Source organism: Streptomyces desertarenae, assembly GCF_042681365.1.
GTDB lineage: Bacteria > Actinomycetota > Actinomycetes > Streptomycetales > Streptomycetaceae > Streptomyces > Streptomyces desertarenae.
In genome coordinates, this window is record NZ_JBHUFU010000002.1 from 60,480 (window position 1) to 78,820 (window position 18,341).

The 18,341-nt window shown below is 74.7% G+C and carries 15 protein-coding genes; 2 read left to right on the forward strand and 13 right to left on the reverse strand.

The features are described from left to right. Positions 1-19: 19 nt before the first annotated feature. The 4 genes from ACFSJS_RS04425 to ACFSJS_RS04440 all read right to left on the reverse strand — a co-directional run bounded on the left by ACFSJS_RS04425 (position 20) and on the right by ACFSJS_RS04440 (position 5,682). The gene (locus ACFSJS_RS04425) at positions 20-1,015 is read right to left on the reverse strand and encodes an alpha-ketoacid dehydrogenase subunit beta (RefSeq protein WP_380896941.1); all 996 of its coding nucleotides are present in this window, start codon (positions 1,013-1,015) and stop codon (positions 20-22) included. 1 nt (position 1,016) lies between these two features. Then, complete coding sequence (gene pdhA / locus ACFSJS_RS04430; RefSeq protein WP_380896943.1) at positions 1,017-2,231, reverse strand: pyruvate dehydrogenase (acetyl-transferring) E1 component subunit alpha; 1,215 nt, start codon at positions 2,229-2,231, stop codon at positions 1,017-1,019. Positions 2,232-2,679: 448 nt separating this feature from the next. Beyond that, positions 2,680-3,726: a phosphotransferase gene (locus tag ACFSJS_RS04435; RefSeq protein WP_380896945.1), complete on the reverse strand. Its 1,047-nt coding sequence runs from the start codon at positions 3,724-3,726 to the stop codon at positions 2,680-2,682. Between the two features lie 231 nt (positions 3,727-3,957). Next, complete coding sequence (locus ACFSJS_RS04440; protein WP_380896947.1) at positions 3,958-5,682, reverse strand: protein kinase domain-containing protein; 1,725 nt, start codon at positions 5,680-5,682, stop codon at positions 3,958-3,960. A gap of 431 nt (positions 5,683-6,113) precedes the next feature. Between ACFSJS_RS04440 and ACFSJS_RS04445 the strand changes: the two genes are divergently transcribed. After that, positions 6,114-7,820 carry a protein kinase domain-containing protein gene (locus tag ACFSJS_RS04445; protein ID WP_380896949.1) on the forward strand — a complete coding sequence of 569 codons (1,707 nt, stop codon included), beginning with the start codon at positions 6,114-6,116 and terminating at the stop codon, positions 7,818-7,820. Positions 7,821-7,942: 122 nt separating this feature from the next. Here ACFSJS_RS04445 and ACFSJS_RS04450 read toward each other — a convergent pair whose 3' ends face one another. From ACFSJS_RS04450 to pdhA (ACFSJS_RS04490), 9 genes are all read right to left on the reverse strand, one after another. Next, complete coding sequence (locus ACFSJS_RS04450; RefSeq protein WP_380896951.1) at positions 7,943-8,506, reverse strand: bacterial proteasome activator family protein; 564 nt, start codon at positions 8,504-8,506, stop codon at positions 7,943-7,945. 145 nt (positions 8,507-8,651) lie between these two features. Then, a complete protein-coding gene (locus ACFSJS_RS04455; protein ID WP_380896953.1) occupies positions 8,652-9,320 on the reverse strand; it encodes a hypothetical protein in 669 nt (222 codons plus the stop codon). A gap of 303 nt (positions 9,321-9,623) precedes the next feature. Then, on the reverse strand, positions 9,624-10,613 hold the full coding sequence (locus ACFSJS_RS04460; RefSeq protein ID WP_380896955.1) for an NAD(P)H-quinone oxidoreductase: 990 nt from the start codon (positions 10,611-10,613) through the stop codon (positions 9,624-9,626). Between the two features lie 9 nt (positions 10,614-10,622). Then, positions 10,623-11,696 (reverse strand): potassium channel family protein, encoded by a 1,074-nt coding sequence (locus ACFSJS_RS04465; RefSeq protein ID WP_380896958.1) that lies wholly within the window; start codon positions 11,694-11,696, stop codon positions 10,623-10,625. Next, the gene (locus ACFSJS_RS04470) at positions 11,687-13,033 is read right to left on the reverse strand and encodes a molybdopterin molybdotransferase MoeA (protein WP_380896960.1); all 1,347 of its coding nucleotides are present in this window, start codon (positions 13,031-13,033) and stop codon (positions 11,687-11,689) included. Before ACFSJS_RS04470 ends, ACFSJS_RS04465 begins: the two co-directional genes overlap by 10 nt. After that, on the reverse strand, positions 13,030-13,989 hold the full coding sequence (locus ACFSJS_RS04475) for an NTP transferase domain-containing protein (protein WP_380896963.1): 960 nt from the start codon (positions 13,987-13,989) through the stop codon (positions 13,030-13,032). The genes ACFSJS_RS04470 and ACFSJS_RS04475 overlap by 4 nt, the downstream gene beginning before the upstream one ends. Positions 13,990-14,005: 16 nt before the next feature. Then, positions 14,006-15,427: a dihydrolipoamide acetyltransferase family protein gene (locus ACFSJS_RS04480; RefSeq protein ID WP_380896965.1), complete on the reverse strand. Its 1,422-nt coding sequence runs from the start codon at positions 15,425-15,427 to the stop codon at positions 14,006-14,008. Continuing rightward, complete coding sequence (locus ACFSJS_RS04485; RefSeq protein ID WP_380896967.1) at positions 15,427-16,497, reverse strand: alpha-ketoacid dehydrogenase subunit beta; 1,071 nt, start codon at positions 16,495-16,497, stop codon at positions 15,427-15,429. The genes ACFSJS_RS04480 and ACFSJS_RS04485 overlap by 1 nt, the downstream gene beginning before the upstream one ends. Next, entirely contained in the window at positions 16,494-17,660 is a 1,167-nt protein-coding gene (gene pdhA / locus ACFSJS_RS04490) for a pyruvate dehydrogenase (acetyl-transferring) E1 component subunit alpha (RefSeq protein WP_380896969.1), read from the reverse strand. Before pdhA (ACFSJS_RS04490) ends, ACFSJS_RS04485 begins: the two co-directional genes overlap by 4 nt. A 180-nt stretch (positions 17,661-17,840) precedes the next feature. Here pdhA (ACFSJS_RS04490) and ACFSJS_RS04495 point away from each other — a divergent pair, with 180 nt between their 5' ends. Further along, complete coding sequence (locus ACFSJS_RS04495) at positions 17,841-18,338, forward strand: Lrp/AsnC family transcriptional regulator (RefSeq protein WP_380896972.1); 498 nt, start codon at positions 17,841-17,843, stop codon at positions 18,336-18,338. Positions 18,339-18,341 lie beyond the last annotated feature (3 nt).

Sequence of the window (18,341 nt, forward strand, 5' to 3'; positions counted from 1 at the left end):
CTCTCCTCAGCCCCAACTCTCAGTACGCGAGCGCGCGGTCGACGGCCTCGAGCACCCGGTCCAGGTTGGGCAGGTACTCGTCCTCCAGGCGGGCCGGCGGGTACGGCGCGTGGAAACCGCCGACCCGCAGCACCGGTGCCTCCAGGTGGTAGAAGCACCGCTCGGTGATCCGGGCGGCGATCTCCGATCCGGAACCGAGGAAGACCGGCGCCTCGTGCACCACCACCAGGCGGCGGGTCCTCTCCACCGACGCCTGGACGGTGTCGAAGTCGATCGGGGAGATCGACCGCAGGTCGACGACCTCCAGCGACTTGCCCTCCTCCTCGGCGGCCGCCGCGGCCTCCAGGCAGGTCTTGACCATCGGGCCGTAGGCGACCAGCGTCAGATCGGTGCCCTGGCGGGCGACGACCGCCTTGTGCAGCGGCCCGGGGATGGCCTCGGTGTCGACCTCGCCCTTGTCCCAGTAGCGGCGCTTGGGCTCGAAGAAGATCACCGGGTCGTCGGAGGCGATGGCCTGCTGGAGCATCCAGTAGGCGTCCGAGGAGTTGGACGGCGAGACGCACTTCAGGCCCGCCACGTGCGCGAACAGCGCCTCGGGGGACTCGCTGTGGTGCTCCACCGCGCCGATGCCGCCGCCGTAGGGGATGCGGATGACGACCGGCAGCTTGACCTTGCCCAGCGCGCGGGCGTGCATCTTGGCCAGCTGGGTGACGATCTGGTCGTAGGCGGGGAAGACGAAGCCGTCGAACTGGATCTCCGCCACCGGCCGGTAGCCGCGCAGGGCCAGGCCGATCGCGGTGCCGATGATGCCGGACTCGGCCAGCGGGGTGTCGATGACCCGGTCCTCGCCGAAGTCCTTCTGCAGTCCGTCGGTGATGCGGAAGACGCCGCCGAGCTTGCCGACGTCCTCACCCATGATCAGGACCTTGGGGTCGTTCTCCAGGGCCGTCCGCAGCGACTCGTTGAGCGCCTTGGCCATGGGCACGGTGTTCTTGGCGGTCTTGGTGGCGGCCATCTCAGCGGCCCTCCTCGTCGGCGAAGGACGCCAGGTACTCGGCGAACTGGGCGCGCTCCTCGTCCACCAGCGCGTGCCCGTCGGCGTAGACGTTCTCGAAGATGGCCATGGTGTCCGGATCGGGCATGGTCCGGATGGCCTCGCGGACCCGCTGGGCCAGCGCGTCGCTCTCGGCGTCGAGCCCGGAGAGCCAGTCGGCGTCGATCAGGCCCTCCTTCTCCAGGTAGGTGCGCAGGCGCAGGATCGGGTCCTTGGCCTCCCACTCCTCCCGCTCGGCGTCCTTGCGGTAGCGGGTGGGGTCGTCGGAGGTGGTGTGGGCGCCCATCCGGTAGGTGAACGCCTCGACCAGCATCGGGCCCTGACCGGAGCGGGCGTGCTCCAGGGCGGCCCGGGTGACGGCGAGGACGGCCAGCACGTCGTTGCCGTCCACCCGGACGCCGGGGAAGCCGAAGCCCGCGGCGCGCTGGTAGATCGGCACCCGCGACTGGCGCTCGGTGGGCTCGGAGATCGCCCACTGGTTGTTCTGGCAGAAGAACACGACCGGCGCGTTGTAGACCGCGGAGAAGGTGAACGCCTCGGCCACGTCGCCCTGGCTGGACGCGCCGTCGCCGAAGTAGGCGATCACCGCGCTGTCCGCGCCGTCCTTGGCGACGCCCATCGCGTAGCCCGTGGCGTGCAGCGCCTGGGAGCCGATCACGATGGTGTAGAGGTGGAAGTTGTTGCCGTTCGGGTCCCAGCCGCCGTTGTTCACGCCGCGGAACATGCCCAGCAGGTTGGTCGGGTCCACCCCGCGGCACCAGGCCACACCGTGCTCGCGGTAGGTCGGGAAGACGTAGTCGTCGTCCCGCAGGGCCCGGCCGGAGCCGATCTGGGCGGCCTCCTGGCCCAGCAGCGAGGCCCACAGGCCCAGCTCGCCCTGGCGCTGGAGGGCGGTGGCCTCGGCGTCGAAGCGGCGGGTGAGGACCATGTCCCGGTACAGCCCGCGCAGCTCGTCGGCGCTCAGGTCCAGGGAGTAGTCCGGGTGCTCGACCCGCTCGCCCTCGGGCGTCAGCAGCTGTACGAGCTCGGGGCGCCCGGACGCCGTCCGCGCGCGCTTCCCGGTCCCGCCCGTCCGGGTCCCGCCCGCCCTGGCGCCGCCCGCCTTGGCGCCGCCCGTCGTGGTGCGCTTTCCGCTGCTGCGCGGCTTGCTGCGCGCGGCAGTGCTCTCCACGGTCACGTGTGCTCCTCCGTCTGTCCGGCCCCCGGGGTCGCCGGGGAGCCTGGGGTTTCCCCACCGGTGTGGGGAGAGGCTCGCCCGATTCCGTACGGCCCACGGGGTTGGGTGCGGCGCGGACGGAACCGAGCGGTGACAGGTGTCCCGTTCGACGGCCCGCTGTCAGCACGTTACCCAGTACCTCCGCGTGTGCGCGAAGGGTCCCTGACCTGCAATTTTGCTTGGATTTCCAAGTAAATCGCAAAAGCCTGGAACGTCACTGGTCACAGCCTTGCAAGCGCCTGGGACAACCGCACGTTATCCCGCTGCCGGAGTGACGGGAAGAGCCGTGGTGGAGCGGGGCGCAATGGTGAGCGGATCGGTATGCGGGACGGGCACGGAGGGTGAGGGGGCGCTCCCCCGCCGACCGCGGGCACGCGCACCGGACGGAACCCGCGCCGCCTTCCGCACCTCAGGCGCAGAAGGCGTCACGCACCTCGTCGTAGCGCTCGGTCCACCACACCACCAGGGCCGCGGCCGCCGGGAACTGCGGATCGGTGCGGCGGTCGCGCAGCTGGTAGCGCCAGCGCAGCATCCAGAAGTCGTTGAGCCGCTCCCACCACACCCGGTGCGCGGCCGCCGCCATCTCGTCCGCGCCGGCCCCGGTCGTCGCCCGGTAGGCGCGGGCGTAGGCCCGGATCTTGGCCAGGTCCAGGGTGCCGCCGGGCTGGAGGAAGAAGATCGCGGCGGCCCGTACGGCCTCCTCGGCGCGCGGCTGGACGGCGAGCCGGTCCCAGTCCACGATCGCGACGGGCTCCCAGGGCTCCCGGTCGCGGTAGAGCAGGTTCAGGGGGTGGAAGTCGCCGTGCACCCACCCGGCGACCGGTTCGGCCCCGGCGGGCGGACGGCGGTGGGCGTGGTGGCGCAGCAGGACGCGGCGCTCCCGCAGCCGGTGCTCGGCCAGCTCGTCGAAGCAGTCGCGCCGCCGGCGGGCGCGGATGCGGACGAGCAGGTCGTCGATGAGGGCGAACGTCGCCTCGGGGTCGGCGCTGGCGTGCCGTCCGGCGCCCTCGGCCTCGGGCACCGGCACCGCCTCCTCCAGCCGTATGTGGACCAGGCCGAGCAGGGCGCCCAGCCGGCGGGACTGCGCCGGGGAGAGCTCGCCGCCGTCGCGGTGCCGCCCGTCCACCCACGGGTGCAGGGCGTAGCAGCGGCCCTCCAGCACGGCGACGGTGCGACCCGCGGCGTCCTGGAGGGGCGGGACGACCGGGACGCCGAGGGTGCCCAGGCGGGCAGTGACACGGTGCTGGTGCTCGATCCGGCCCGGCGCGGCCGGATCGCCGTCGAGGTGGTGCTTGAGGAAGAACCTGCCCCGGGTGGTGGAGAGCCGGTAGCCCCGGTTCAGCAGGCCCTGGGTCACCGGCTCGCACGAGACGGGCTCCCCGGCGCCGAAGCGGCGCACCAGCGCGGTGAGGGTTCTGCCGGGCAGGGTTCTGCCGATGAGCTGGGAGGACTGCACGCCGGGAATCGTAGGTGACCGTCAGCGACGGGCCGCTCGCGTTCGGCAGCCGGGGGCCGGAGATGGTATGGGGGTCCGGACGGGGCGCCGGAGCGCCGGGCGCGGAAGCGGGTGCGGGGCGCGTGGGGAGGCGTGTGCCGACCCGGCGCGGACGCGGGGGAGGACGGCGGCGGGCCCCGGAGCGCGCGGGGCGCTCCGGGGCCCGCGGAGGGTCCGGATGTCCGGATGCCTCTAGGGAGCGGCGGCGCCGGTGCTGCCGGGTGCGCCCTCGGTGGTGGAGCCGGCGCCGCCGGGGGCGCCCTCGGTGGTGGAGCCGGTGCCGCCGGGGGCGCCCTCGGTCGTGGTGCCGGTGCTGGTGTCGCCGTTCCCGCCGTCGGTGGTGCCCTGGTCGGCGCTGCCGTCGGTGGCGCCCTCGTTCGCGCCGCCCTCGGCCGTGCCGCCGTCGGTGGCGCCCTCGTCCGCGCCGCCGTCCTGGCCGCCGGTGGTGGGGGCGCTGGGCTCGCCCGTGGCCGAGGGCTCCGAGGTGGTCTGCGGGTCGCTGGGCTCCCAGCCGCCGACGCTGCCGCCGTTCTGCCAGCCGCCGGTGCCGCCGGGGTCGAAGGTCTTCTCCTCCGTCGGCGCCTCGGTGGGCTCCTCCTCGGTCGGCTCCGGGGAGGAGTCCTGCTCCGTCGGCGTGCTGGTGGTCTTCGCCGGGGCCTTCGGCCCCTTCTCGCCCCCGGAGTTCTGGATCGCGAAGATGACGCCCGCGGCCACGGCCAGCACCGCGAAGAAGGCGATCAGCGCGTACCTCATCCCGCTGCCGCCCCTGCCGTCACCGCCGTGGCCCGCGTCGTGGGCACCGCCGGGGGAGCCCATCAGCAGCGGCGGCCCGACGCGGGTGCCGTCCTCCGGGAGACCGGTGAAGGCCCTCGTGGCCCCGGGGGGAGTGTCACCGCCCTGCAGGTACGCGCCGGGCGTGCCCATGGCCGGGGTGGCACCGGTGGAGACCACCGCGCCGGTGTTCCACAGCCCGCCGGTGTGGCTGCCCTGCTCCTGGAGCATCCGCAGCGCGTACTGGACCAGGCCGCGCATCTCCTCGGCGGTCTGGAAGCGGTCGTCCGGGTCCTTGGCGAGCGAGCGCATCACCAGGCCGTCCAGTTCCGGCGGCACCGCGTCGGAGACCTCCGACGGCGGCACCGGGTCGTCCTGGACGTGCTGGTAGACCACCGAGAGCGGGGTCTCGCCGGTGAACGGCGGGCGCAGCGCCAGGAGTTCGTAGAGCATGCAGCCCGTGGCGTACAGGTCGGAGCGGGCGTCCACCGTCTTGCCCAGCGCCTGCTCCGGGGAGAGGTACTGCGGGGTGCCCATGACCATGCCCGTCTGGGTCATGGTGGTGGACGCGCCGTGCAGCGCGCGGGCGATGCCGAAGTCCATCACCTTCACGGCGCCGGTGGTCGTGATGATGACGTTGGCGGGCTTGATGTCCCGGTGGACGATGCCGTGCTGGTGGCTGTAGGCCAGCGCCTCCAGCACCCCGGAGATGATGATCAGTGCCTGGTCGGGCGGCGGCGCCTCGGCGTTGAGGAGCAGGTCGCGGATGGTGCGCCCCTCGACCAGCTCCATGACGATGTACGGCACGGTGTTGCCGCCGACCACGTCCTCGCCCGAGTCGTAGACGGCCACCACCGCATGGTGGTTGAGCCCGGCGACGGACTGCGCCTCGCGGGTGAAGCGCGCCTTGGAGACCGGGTCCTCGGCGAGGTCGGCGCGCAGCAGCTTGACGGCGACGGTGCGGCCCAGGCGCACGTCCTCGGCGGCGAACACCTCGGCCATGCCGCCCCGTCCGAGACGGCGCGTCAGGCGGTAGCGGCCGTCGCCCACCACGCCGCCACCGGCCCAGAACTCGGGCGAATCGGACACCCCACCAGCTGTCTCGTCGGGCTCCGAAGGCCCTCCGGCGGCTTGTGTCTGTGCCATCAGTCCTCGCCGTAGTTCAGGTCCGCGGGGCACGCGGGACACGTATGCACTGCTCCTCGGTGCACGCTAACAGGGTCCGGGGGCCGTGCCCCTCGGTGATGACGAAGAGAGCGGCGCAGGCGTGCGGTACCGGGAGCGTCGGGGCAGCGACAGACCATCCAACCCGCTCGGGCCCGGAGCTGGCAAGTTACGATGTCGTGCGCCCCGGCGGCGGTGTGGCACCCGTGCGCGCATCCGGTCACGGAACGGGCAAGCTCCTTGACGTGTCCGGGCCCTGGGGCAGACTGGGCCGGGAAAACCGGACGCACTGCCTGTTCGGCGGTCCGGCCGGCGGGCCGGTCCGCGCAGCGCCAGGAAGAACAGCACAGAGCAAACCGTACACGCGCAGGCCCGAGACGGCAGTCCTGCGGCGCCGAGGGGGAAGCAGTCAGATGAGCGACGACGGCGCACAGGCCGGTCAGCACCGGGGCCGCACGGTCGGCGGCGGGCGCTACCAGCTGCGGGAGCTGCTCGGACAGGGCGGCATGGCCTCGGTCCACCTCGCCTACGACACCGTGCTCGACCGGCAGGTGGCGGTCAAGACGCTCCACACCGAGCTGGGGCGCGAGGCGTCCTTCCGGGAGCGCTTCCGCCGCGAGGCGCAGTCGGTGGCGAAGCTGACGCACACCAACATCGTCTCGGTCTTCGACTCCGGCGAGGACGAGCTGGACGGCGCGCTGGTGCCGTACATCGTCATGGAGTACGTCGAGGGCCAGCCGCTGCGCTCGGCGCTCGACGAGGACGTGGCGCGGCTCGGCGCGATGCCCAGCGACAAGGCACTGAAGATCACCGCCGACGTGCTCGCCGCCCTGGACGCCAGCCACGAGATGGGCCTGGTGCACCGCGACATCAAGCCGGGCAACGTGATGCTGAACCGGCGCGGCGTGGTGAAGGTGATGGACTTCGGCATCGCCCGCGCCATGCAGTCCGGCGTCACCTCCATGACCCAGACGGGCATGGTCGTCGGCACCCCGCAGTACCTCTCCCCCGAGCAGGCGCTGGGGCGCGGCGTGGACGCCCGCTCCGACCTGTACTCGGTGGGCATCATGCTCTTCGAACTGCTCACCGGGCGCCTCCCGTTCGACGCCGACTCCCCGCTGGCCATCGCCTACGCGCACGTCCAGGAGGAGCCGCCCGCTCCGTCGTCGATCAACCGGTCGCTGTCCCCGGCGGTGGACGCGCTGGTGGCGCGGGCGCTGAGGAAGAACCCCAACGAGCGGTTCCCGACCGCCGAGGCGATGCGCCAGGAGTGCGAGCGCGTCCGCAACGCGGTGCTCTCCTCCAGCACCACCCCGCTGATCGTCGGCGGCGGACCGGCCGGGCAGAGCGGTGCGGCCGTCGCCCAGTCCGTCTTCCCGCCGGTGGACTCCGCCGGCACCCCGCCGCCCGGCGTGCAGCCGCCGTACCAGACGCCCTACGGCACGCCCCACGCGGCGCAGGGCGGGTTCGGCGCCTCCACGCCGCCGCCCGCCCCGGCCTACTCCACCCCGGCGCCGGGACCCTACGGGCACCAGGGTCCTCCGACCCCGCCCCCGTACGCCGGCTCCCCCTCGCCGTCCGGCGGCGGGCGGAGGAACACCCCGGTCGTCGTCGGCTCGGTCGTGGCGGCGGTCATCGTCCTGTCCTCCGTGGTCGTCGCGGTGGCCCTCGACAACGACGGCGGCGGCACCCGGGCGGGCGGCGACCCGACGCCCGGCCACTCGGTGCAGCAGCCCGCGACGGCCGGCGGCGACACCGGCGGCACCGGCGGCACCGGGAGCGACACCGGCAGCCGGCAGACCGACGACGGCACCGGCGACAGCGGCTTCAAGGACGAGGACCCGTCCAAGACCATCGACTCGACCAAGTGCACCGAGGCCGGCGAGAGCTTCATCGACAAGGGCAAGACGAGCATGCCCGACCTGACGTTCAAGCACCTGGACTCGGTGAAGGAGTGCATCCGCAAGGCGGGCTGGATCCTGGACGACGTCGAGTACGAGGACGAGAACCTCTACGGCAAGAACACCGTCCTGGACCAGTCCCCCTCGGCGTACGAGGGCTTCGACCCCAAGAAGGACAAGATCACCCTCACCGTCTCCACCGGCAACCCGTCGGACTGACGACCACCCCCCGGGCAGGGCGCAGGCCCCGGGCCCGGGACGCGGAACGTTCCGCGTCCCGGGCCCGGGGCCTGCGGCGTCGCACCCGGTGCCCGCGCCGGCCGGCGGCTCCGCCGGGGGGATCAGAGGTAGGGGCCGGACCGGACCTGGCCGCGGCCGTCGCCGTCGTCGTCGGGGAGCGCGCCGGCCGGGAGGGCGCGGCGCATCTGCTCGAGCTGGGCGCGGGCCGCCATCTGCTGGGCGAACAGCGCCGTCTGGATGCCGTGGAACAGCCCCTCCAGCCAGCCCACGAGCTGGGCCTGCGCGATGCGCAGCTCCGCTTCGGAGGGCACGGCGTCATCGGTGAACGGCAGCGAGATCCGCTCCAGCTCCTCGATCAGCTCGGGGGCCAGCCCGTCCTCCAGCTCCTTGACCGAGCTGGCGTGGATCTCCTTGAGCCGGGCCCGGCTGGCCTCGTCCAGGGGAGCGGACTTCACCTCCTCCAGAAGCTGCTTGATCATGCTGCCGATCCGCATGACCTTCGCGGGCTGCTCGACCATCTCCGTCACGGGGACCTCGCGCGCCCCGTCCTCGGAGTCGCCCTCCCCGCCCTTCGAGGCTGCGGCGCTGCCGATGGCCATCCCGTCCGGTCCGACGACCAGGACGTGCTGGCTCTCCTGCGAGCGTTCGTTCGTCGGCTGTGTCATACCCCCATTCTGCCTCCCCCGCCCCGCCCGCCGACGGGCGATCCCTCCGGTCGCCCCGGGGCCCCTGGGACCTGCGGGTTTCCCGGGAACGGCGGGCCCGGGCCCGGGATTCCCGGAGGGGGCGGGCCCGAGGCGACGGCGGGGGTCAGCGGCGCAGCCGCAGGGCCAGGGCCGCGAGGCCGAGGCCGAGGAACGTCAGCCCGGCGCCCAGCGGGAGCACGGGGAGGAGTTGGCCGGCGGGGGGCGTCGCGCGGTTCTCGGTGTACCCCTCGGCACCGCCCCGCTCGCCGTCGTCCTCGTACTCGTAGTCCTCGACGCGGACGCCGCCGCGCGGCCGGCGGTCGCTGACCTGCTCGGCCCACCCCTGCGGGGTCGGACGCGCCACCTCGCGGGGCCCGGGGGCGTCGTCGCCGTCCCGCTCCGCGTCCGGGCGGTCCCCGTCCTCGCCGTCAGGCCCGGACGCCGTGCCGGAGGGCTCCTCGGAGGGTTCGCCGGTCCCGGATCCGGAGTCGGTCGGCTCGGGGGTGGGAGAGGTGCTGGGTTCCGTTCCGCCCGGCGGCCACGGCGGCAGACCGGGCCGTGAGGGACGCGGCGGCCTGTCGTCGGGGCGGCCCGGGTCGTCCGGGTCGTCCGGGTCGTCCGGCTCCTGCGAGGGAGAGGCCGAGGGGGAGGGGCCGTCCCGTCTCGACTCCACACCGCCCTGGCCGGTGCCGGGAACGGCCGCCGCGGCGGCCGTGTGGTGCGCTGCCAGCGCGAGGGGTGCCGGAATGAGCACCATCACGCAGGCCAGCAGGGTGATCACGGTCTCTCGCACCGTCTCGCCCCCTCCCGTGCCAGGCGTCCAGTCGTGCAGTGGTCGTGCAGTGCAGCAAGCGTCACACGGCCCCGCGGAGCAGGCATCCCCGAACGGTGTCTTCGAACCGCATCCTCACACGGTCTTTCCGGACGGTTTCCGTGGATGACGTCCTCGGACGACGCCTCCGGGCGCTTCCCCTCCGTCTTCCCCGGTTCCCCCGTACGGGTGGCCCGGTGGACATCCGTACGGAGACTCCGGCGGGAATCCGGCCGGCCCGGCCGGACGGCACCGGAGGGCACCGCGAGGAACCGGGAGGCGCCCTCACACCGTGAGGACGACCTTCCCCACGTGGTCGCTCTGTTCGAGTACCCCGTGTGCCACGGCCGCATTACTCATCGGCACCGTGCGGTCCACGACGGGCCGGACCCGCCCCGCCGCGATCAGCGGCCACACGTGCTCCCGCACGGCCGCGACGATCTCCGCCTTCTCCTCCAGCGGACGGCCGCGCAGCGAGGTGGCCGAGACCGTCCCGCGCTTGGCCAGCAGCGCGCCCAGGGGCAACTCCCCCTTCGCACCGCCCTGGAGACCGATCACCACGAGGCGGCCGCCCCTGGCGAGCACCTCCACGTTCCGCGCCAGGTACTTGGCGCCGATGATGTCCAGGACGACGTCCGCGCCGCGCCCGCCGGTCGCCTCCCGCACCTCCTCGACGAAGTCCTGCTCGCGGTAGTCCACCAGCACGTCCGCGCCCAGCTCGGCGCAGCGCTCCAGCTTCTCCCGGCTGCCCGCGGTGACCGCCACGCGCGCGCCGACCGCCTTGGCGAGCTGGATCGCCATGGTGCCGATGCCGCTGGCCCCGCCGTGGACCAGCAGCGTCTCGCCGGGCCGCAGCCCCGCCTGCATGAAGACGTTCGACCAGACGGTGCAGACGACCTCGGGCAGCGCGGCGGCCGAGACGAGGTCCAGCGGCCCGTCGGGACCGGACGGCACCGGCAGCAGCTGGCCGTGCGGCACGGCCACCTTCTCCGCGTAGCCGCCACCGGCCAGCAGCGCGCAGACCTCGTCGCCGACGCGCCAGCCGCCCACGCCCGGACCGACCGCGGCGATCCGCCCCGAGCACTCCAGGCCGGGGTAGGGGGAGGCCCCCGGCGGCGGGTCGTAGAAGCCCTGCCGCTGGAGGACGTCGGCCCGGTTGACGGCGGCGGCCGCCACCTCGACCAGCACCTCGCCCTCCCCGGGCTCGGGGTCGTCCACCTCGCTCCAGGCCAGGACCTCGGGGCCGCCGGGACCGGTGATGGTGATCGCGTGCATGGGTCGGTACTACCTCCGCTGTTCCGAGGAGATGACGGTGGTGGACGGCGAGGCCCGGCGGATGACGACGAGGCGGTCGGTGAGCTCCAAGGTGGCCACCTCCGGGTCGTCGAAACCCAGCACCCGGTGGCCGCGCACCACGGAGACCACCAGGTCCCTGCACTCGCGCGGGGAGCGTCCCGCCTCGGCCCTGGTGACCGGGCGCTCGGTGAGGTTCAGGCCGGTGCCCTGGTGGATCAGGTCCTCCATCACCGCGCCCGCGCTCGGGCTGAGCATCGACATGCCCAGCAGCCGGCCGGCGGCGCTGGCGCTGGTGATCACGGAGTCGGCGCCGGACTGCCGCAGCAGCGGCGCGTTCTCCTCCTCGCGCACCGCGGCCACGATCCGCAGACCGCGGTTGAGCTGGCGGGCGGTGAGCGTCACCAGCACCGCGGTGTCGTCGCGCTGGGTGGAGATGACGACCTGCGCCGCGCGCTGGACCTCCGCCTTGAGCAGCACGTCGCTGCGGGTGGCGTCGCCGATGACGCCCGTGTAGCCGTCGGCGTTGGCCGCCTCGATGACCTTCCGGCTCGGATCGATGATCACTATCCGGTCCTGGGGGATTCCGGTCGAGATGAGGGTCTCGGCGGCGGAACGGCCCTTGGTGCCGAAGCCGACGATGACCGTGTGGTCGCGCAAGGAGGACCTCCAACGGGCCAGGCGCCACTGCTCACGGGTGCGTTCGGCCAGCACCTCCAGGGTGGTGCCGATGAGGATGATCAGGAACAGGACGCGGAGCGGGGTGATGACCAGCACGTTGACCAGACGGGCGCTGTCGCTGGCGGGGGCGATGTCACCGTAGCCGGTGGTGGAGAGCGTGACGGTGGTGTAGTACACGCAGTCCAGCAGGGACAGCTCGCCGTCGGCGTTGTCGTTGTAGCCCTCGCGCTCCAGGTAGACGATCAGGACCGTCACGGCCAGGACGACGAGCGCCGCCAGCAGCCGCCGGACCACCTGGCGCAGGGGGCCGGCGATGGGCTCGGGAAGCAGCACCCGGTGCTGCAGTTCCTCGGGCGAGGTGTTCTTCATGACGGTCACGCCCATGGGAGTCTCAAAAGGGGTACGGCGGAGCCGGCGGAGCCGCCGCCGGGCGGCACGGCCGCGAGGGCGTCGGCCGCCGCGATGCCGCGCAGCATCGCGGGACCGGAGAAGTTCAGCGGCCGCGCACCCCGATCATCCTGCACGACCGGGACCAGCCGGGTGTCACGGGGGTGGCCCTGCACCGCGCCCAGGAGGGGGGCGGTGGGGAGGGGGCCGGCCGGGCCGGGCCCGCCGGAGTCGGTGCGGGGCGGGGTGCGCAGCAGGGGCTCGGCGAGGGTGAGGAGGCCGGAGACCGCGGCCAGGGGGTTGCCGGGCAGGCCGACGAGGTGCGCCCCGCCCGGCAGCCGGGCCAGCAGCATCGGGTGGCCCGGCCGCACCGCCACGCCGTCCACCAGCAGGTCTGCGCCCAGCCGGTGGAGGGCGGGGCGGACGTGGTCCACCGGGCCACAGGCCGTGCCGCCGGTGGTGACGACGAGGTCGGCGGTGGTGCCGGCCAGCGCGGCCAGGAGCGCGTCGGCGTCGTCGCCCAGCCGGCGGGTGGCGGTGACCTCGGCGCCCGCCGCCTCCAGCCAGGGGCCGACCATGGGGCCGAGCGCGTCGCGGATCCGGCCGCCCTCCGGCAGGCCGGACGGCAGCAGTTCGTCGCCCAGCACCAGTACCTCCGCCCGGGGGCGGCGCAGGACGGGCAGCTCGTCCCAGCCCGCCGCGGCGGCGAGACCCAGCACCGCCGGGGTGACGGGCGCGCCCGCCGCCAGCAGCCGGTCGCCCCGGCGGCACTCCTGGGCGCGGGGGCGAATGTCGGCGCCGTGCTGGGGGGCCCGGGGGGCGCGCAGCCGCCGGCCGCGCACCTCGCCGTGTTCGGAGCGCAGTACGGCGGTGGTGCCCGGTGGGATGCGGGCGCCGGTGGCGATGCGGACGGCGTGGCCGTCCGGGAGGGGGGCGGGGGCGCCGTGGCCGGCCAGCAGGCCGTGGGGGCCGCCGGAGGGCTCGTCCCGGGCGTCCTCCCGGGAGCCGTCCGGGGGAGCGGCGAGCGTCCAGGGGCCGGGGCCGGAGACGGCCCAGCCGTCCATGGCCGAGGTGTCGAACGCCGGCAGGTCGGTGAGCGCGTCCAGGGGCTCGGCGAGGCGGTGGCCGAGCGCGTCGGCCAGGGGGACGGTGGCGGGTTCGGGGCGCCGCTCCGCCCCGGCCCGGGCGGCGGCGGCGCGGGCGGCGGTCCAGTCGTGGTGACCCGTCCGGTGCTCCCGCTCGCCGGGGCCGCCGGGGCCGGTGCGGCCGGTACGGGGAGCGGCGCGGTGGCCGTTGGCCAGGGCGAGGGCGTCGGCCAGTTCGTCGCCGCTCATCCGGCGTCCGTCCCCTTCGCCGTGCCCTTCCCGTCCCCGCCCGCGCCGCCCGGCTCCCGCGCCGCCTCCGCCTCCGCCTCCGCCTCCGCGGCCCAGCGCCGGGCGAGTCCGGCGGCCTTCCGCACCGCCTCGGCGACGTCCTCGGATCCGCCGCCCGCGCGCGCCGCCGCGTAGCCGACGAGGAAGGTCGTCAGGGGGGCTGCGGGACGGGCCACGCCGTGGGCCGCGTCCCGCGCGAGGTCGAGGAGGAGCGCGGTGTCGACGTCGAGGTCGATGCCGAGTTCGGACGTGGCGGCGGTCATCCATTCGTTCAGCACACGCCCATGCTCCCTGATCCGGGAGCGGGCCGAGGCGATGTCCTCCCAGGTGTCGCAGTCGCGGGCCTCGGCCGGGTCGGCCGGCGCGATCCGGTGCAGCGTCAGCTCGTCGGTGAGCAGCCGCAGGGGGAGGTGCGCCAGCCGTCCGTGCTCGGCGGCGAGGAGGGCCAGTTCGCGGCGGAGGGACTCGGCGCGGTAGGCGCCCAGGAGGGGTTGGGCCCGGCCGTCGTCGACGATCGCGCCGTCGACGGCGCCGGACGCCCCGTCCGCGTCCCCGCCCCCGCTCACGTCCCCGTCCGCACCCGCGGCCGCGCGGTCCAGCAGCGTCCGCACGGTGGCCGGCGTCAGGAACGGCAGGTCGGCGGAGAGCACCAGCACCGTCTCCCGCTCGGTGCGGCGCAGCCCGGCGTCGAGCGCGGCCAGCGGCCCGCCGCCGGGCGGCTCCTCACGCACCCAGTCCACCGGCCGCGCGGTCGGCCGCCGGGGTCCGACGACCACGGTCCGCGCGGCGTCCGCGCAGGCGTGGAGGACCCGGTCGAGCAGCGGCCGGCCCCCCACGGTGAGGGCCGGCTTGTCCGCGCCGCCGAGTCGGCGGGCCGCACCGCCGGCGATGACGACGGCGTCGTACGCGTGGGTCATCCCACGAGTATGACCCTCACAGGGTGCGCAGCAGCACGGCCGGGTGCTCGACGCAGTCGGCCACGTACCGCAGGAAGCCGCCCGCCGTTCCGCCGTCGCACACCCGGTGGTCGAAGGTGAACGACAGCTGCACCACCTGGCGCACGGCCAGCTCGCCCTCGTGCACCCACGGCCTGGGGGTGATGCGCCCGACCCCGAGCATCGCCGCCTCCGGGTGGTTGATGATCGGCGTCGAGCCGTCCACCCCGAAGACGCCGTAGTTGTTGAGGGTGAAGGTGCCGCCGGTCAGCTCGGCGGGTTTCAGCGTGCCCGCGCGGGCCGATCCGGTCAGCCGGGCGATCTCCTCGGCGAGTTCGGCGGTGTTGCGCCGGTGGGCGTCCCGGACGACGGGGACCACCAGCCCGCGCTCGGTCTGCGCGGCGAACCCCAGGTGGACGCCGGGCAACCGGACGATCTCGCGGGAGGCGGTGTCCACCGTGGCGTTCAGTTCGGGGAAGCGGGCGAGGGCGGCCGTGCAGATCCGGGCCAGCAGCGCCAGCAGCGAGACCTTGGGCCCCGCGGCGTTCATCGCGCGGCGGGCGGCGAGCAGTTCGGTGGCGTCGGCGTCCACCCAGCAGGTGGCGTCGGGGATCTCGCGGCGGGAGGTGGCCAGCTTGTCGGCCACCGCGCCGCGCAGTCCGCGCAGCGGGACGCGCTCGGCGACCGCGCCGGATCCCGTGCGGCCGCCGTGGCCGCCGTGGCCACCGTGGTCACCGTGGTCGCCGTGGCCGTTGACCGCCGGGGCGGTGACCGCCGGGGTGGCGACCGGTGCGGCCGTGCGGGCGGCCATCGCGCGCTCGACGTCCGCGCGCAGGATCAGCCCCTGCGGACCGGTGCCGGGAACCTGCCGCAGATCGATCCCGTGCTCCCGGGCGAGCCGCCGCACCAGCGGCGAGATCACGGGAACGGGCCCCCCGGCGGAGGCGGGCGCGGGCGTGGCGGCGGGCGGGGGGACAGGGGCCGGGGCGGGCGCGGAGGCCGGGGCGCCGCGGAGCGGACGGATCCGCCGGCGCCGGGCCGTGGTGGCGCCGGTGCCGTACCCCACCAGGACGTTGCCCGACGCCTCCGGCGCCTCACCGGCCGCGCCCTCCGCGCCGCCCGCCTCCGGCGCGGATCCGGGGGAGGCGTCCGCCCCCGCGCCGTCCTGCGCCACCGCACCGACGGCCACCGTGACCAGCGGGGCGCCGACGGGGATCTCGGTACCCTCCTCGCCGAACCGGGCGGTGACCACGCCCCCGTAGGGGCACGGCACCTCGACCATCGCCTTGGCCGTCTCGACCTCCACCACCGGCTGGTCGACGGCGACGACGTCGCCCACCTCCACCAGCCAGCGGACGATCTCGGCCTCCGTCAACCCCTCGCCCAGGTCCGGCAGGGTGAACTCGCGGACCCCGGCCATCAGCGCACGCCTCCCTCGAACGCCCCGGGACGCCCGGTCCACTCCGACTCCCACTGCAGCCGGGCGACCGCGTCCAGCACCCGGTCCACACCGGGCAGGTGGTGGCGCTCCAGCATGGGCGGCGGGTAGGGGATGTCGAACCCGGCCACGCGCAGCACCGGCGCCTCCAGGTGGTGGAAGCAGCGCTCGGTGATCCGGGCGGCGATCTCCCCGCCGGGCCCGCCGAAGGCGCTGGACTCGTGGACGACCACGGCCCGGCCGGTGCGCCGCACCGACGCGCACACCGTCTCGTCGTCGAAGGGGACCAGCGAACGCAGGTCGACCACCTCCAACTCCCAGCCCTCCTCGCGGGCGGCCTCGGCGGCCTCCAGGCACACGGGGACCGACGGGCCGTAGGTGACCAGCGTCGCGGAGGTGCCGGCGCGGCGGACCTCGGCCCGGCCGATGGGTGCGACGGCCTGCGGCTCCTGCGGCGACCAGTCGGCCCTGGACCAGTACAGCCGCTTGGGCTCCAGGAAGACCACCGGGTCGTCGGAGGCGATGGCGGCCCGCAGCAGCCCGTAGGCGTCGGCGACGGTAGCCGGGGTCACCACGTGCAGCCCCGGGGTGGCCATGTAGTAGGCCTCGGAGGAGTCGCTGTGGTGCTCCACACCGCCGATCCCGCCCCCGTAGGGCACCCGGACCGTGATGGGCAGCGGCATCTTCCCGCGCGTGCGGTTGCGCATCTTGGCGACGTGGCTGAGGAGCTGTTCGAAGGCCGGGTAGGCGAAGGCGTCGAACTGCATCTCCACCACCGGCCGCAGCCCGTACATCGCCATGCCGACGGCCGTGCCGAGGATGCCGGCCTCGGCCAGCGGGGTGTCGGTGCAGCGGTCCTCGCCGAACTCCTCCGCCAGCCCGTCGGTGATGCGGAAGACGCCGCCGAGCGTGCCGACGTCCTCGCCGAGCACGTGCACGGTCGGGTCCTCCGCCATGGCGTCGCGCATCGCGCGGGTGAGGGCCTGGGCCATGGTGGCGGGCTTGCGGGCGGTCGCGGCGGCGCCGCTCCTGCCGGTGGCCACGGTCGTCATCGTGCGTCCCCCTTCGCCTGTCCGTCGCGGTCGCCGGCCTCCGGTTCCGCGTTCTCGGCTTCCAGTTCCGCGCGCAGCTGCGCGGCCTGCTCCCTCAGCTGCGCCGTCTTCTCGGCGTAGACGTGGTCGAAGAGGTCCGCGGGGGCGAGCACCGCGTCCTGGTTCATGCGGTCCCGCAGCCGTGCGGCCATCTCCTCGGCCTCCTCCCGCGCCCTCTCGCGCACGGCGTCGTCGAGCAGGCCGCGCTCGGTCATCTCGCGTTCCAGCAGCGCCACGGGGTCGTGTTCGAGCCATGCCGCCACCTCGTCCTCACCGCGGTAGCGGGTGGCGTCGTCGGCGTTGGTGTGGGCGTCGATCCGGTAGGTGACGGCCTCCACCAGCGTCGGCCCGCCTCCGGCGCGGGCGCGCTCGACGGCCTCGGAGAGCACCCGGTGGACGGCCGCGGCGTCGTTGCCGTCCACCAGCCGCCCGGGCATGCCGTAGCCGACGGCCTTGTGGGCCAGGGAGGGCGCGGCGGTCTGCCGGGCCAGCGGGACGGAGATCGCGAAGCCGTTGTTCTGGACGAGGAAGACCGTCGGGGTCCGCCAGACGGCGGCGAAGTTCAGGGCCTCGTGGAAGTCGCCCTCGCTCGTGCCGCCGTCGCCGACCATGGCCAGCGCCACCACGTCGTCGCCCTTGAGGCGGGCCGCGTGGGCGAGGCCGACGGCGTGGGGGAGGTGGGTGGCCAGCGGTGTGGAGAGGGGGGCGACGCGGTGTTCGTAGGGGTCGTAGCCGGTGTGCCAGTCGCCGCGGAGGAGGCCGAGGGCCTCGGCCGGCTCCATGCCGCGGGCGACGGCGGCGAGGGTGTCGCGGTAGCTGGGGAAGAGCCAGTCCCGCTCCTCCAGGACCAGGGCGGCGGCCACCTCGCACGCCTCCTGGCCGGTGGAGGAGGGGTAGACGGCGAGCCTGCCCTGCCGGGTGAGGGCGGTGGCCTGGCGGTTGTAGCGGCGCCCCTTCACCAGCTGCCGGTACAGCGTCCCGAGCAGTTCCGGGTCCAGCTCCGCGCCGGTGCCCAGCAGCCGGTACGGCTCGGCGTCCGGCAGCAGCGGGGCCGGGTCGGTGCGCGGCCGCCAGGCGGGCGGCGGCGAGGGGCGGTAGGCGCCTGGCTGCTCCAGGACCGTCATGTCGAGCACCTCCTGGCAGGGGGCATCGGCGGGCAGGGGCACCACCGGTCCGGCGGCGTCCCCTACCGATTGTTCGGTCGCCGGCACATTTTGGCTACGGGGGGGCACCGCCCTGTGGACAAACGGTTCTGCAGAGCGTGGGATGGCGGCATTGCGTCCACGGAGGGGAGGCGGCAGGCCATGCCGGAAGAACAGATGGCTCCCGGGGCTCCGGAGGAGGAGCGGCCGCCGGCCAGACCGCTCGACCCGGTCGACCGGGCGATCCTGCGGATGCTCCAGGTGGACGGCCGTGCCTCGGTGCGGTCGATCGCCGAGCGGGTGCACGTGTCCCGGGCCAACGCCTACGCCCGGATCAGCCGGCTCGTCGAGGACGGTGTGATCCGCGGCTTCACGGCCCGGGTGGACCACGAGCGCGCGGGCCAGGGCGCCTCCGCCTACATCACGCTGAAGATCGTGCAGAACTCCTGGCGCACGGTGCGCGAGAAGCTCAAGGCCCTGCCGGGGGCCGCGCACATCGCGCTGGTCAGCGGGGACTTCGACGTCCTGCTGCTGGTGCACACGGCCGACAACCGGGCGCTGCGGGAGCTGGTGCTCACCCGCATACAGGCGATACCGGAGGTGCTGAGCACCCGGACGCTGCTGGTGTTCGAGGAGACCGACCTGGAGCCGGAGCCGTGAGTC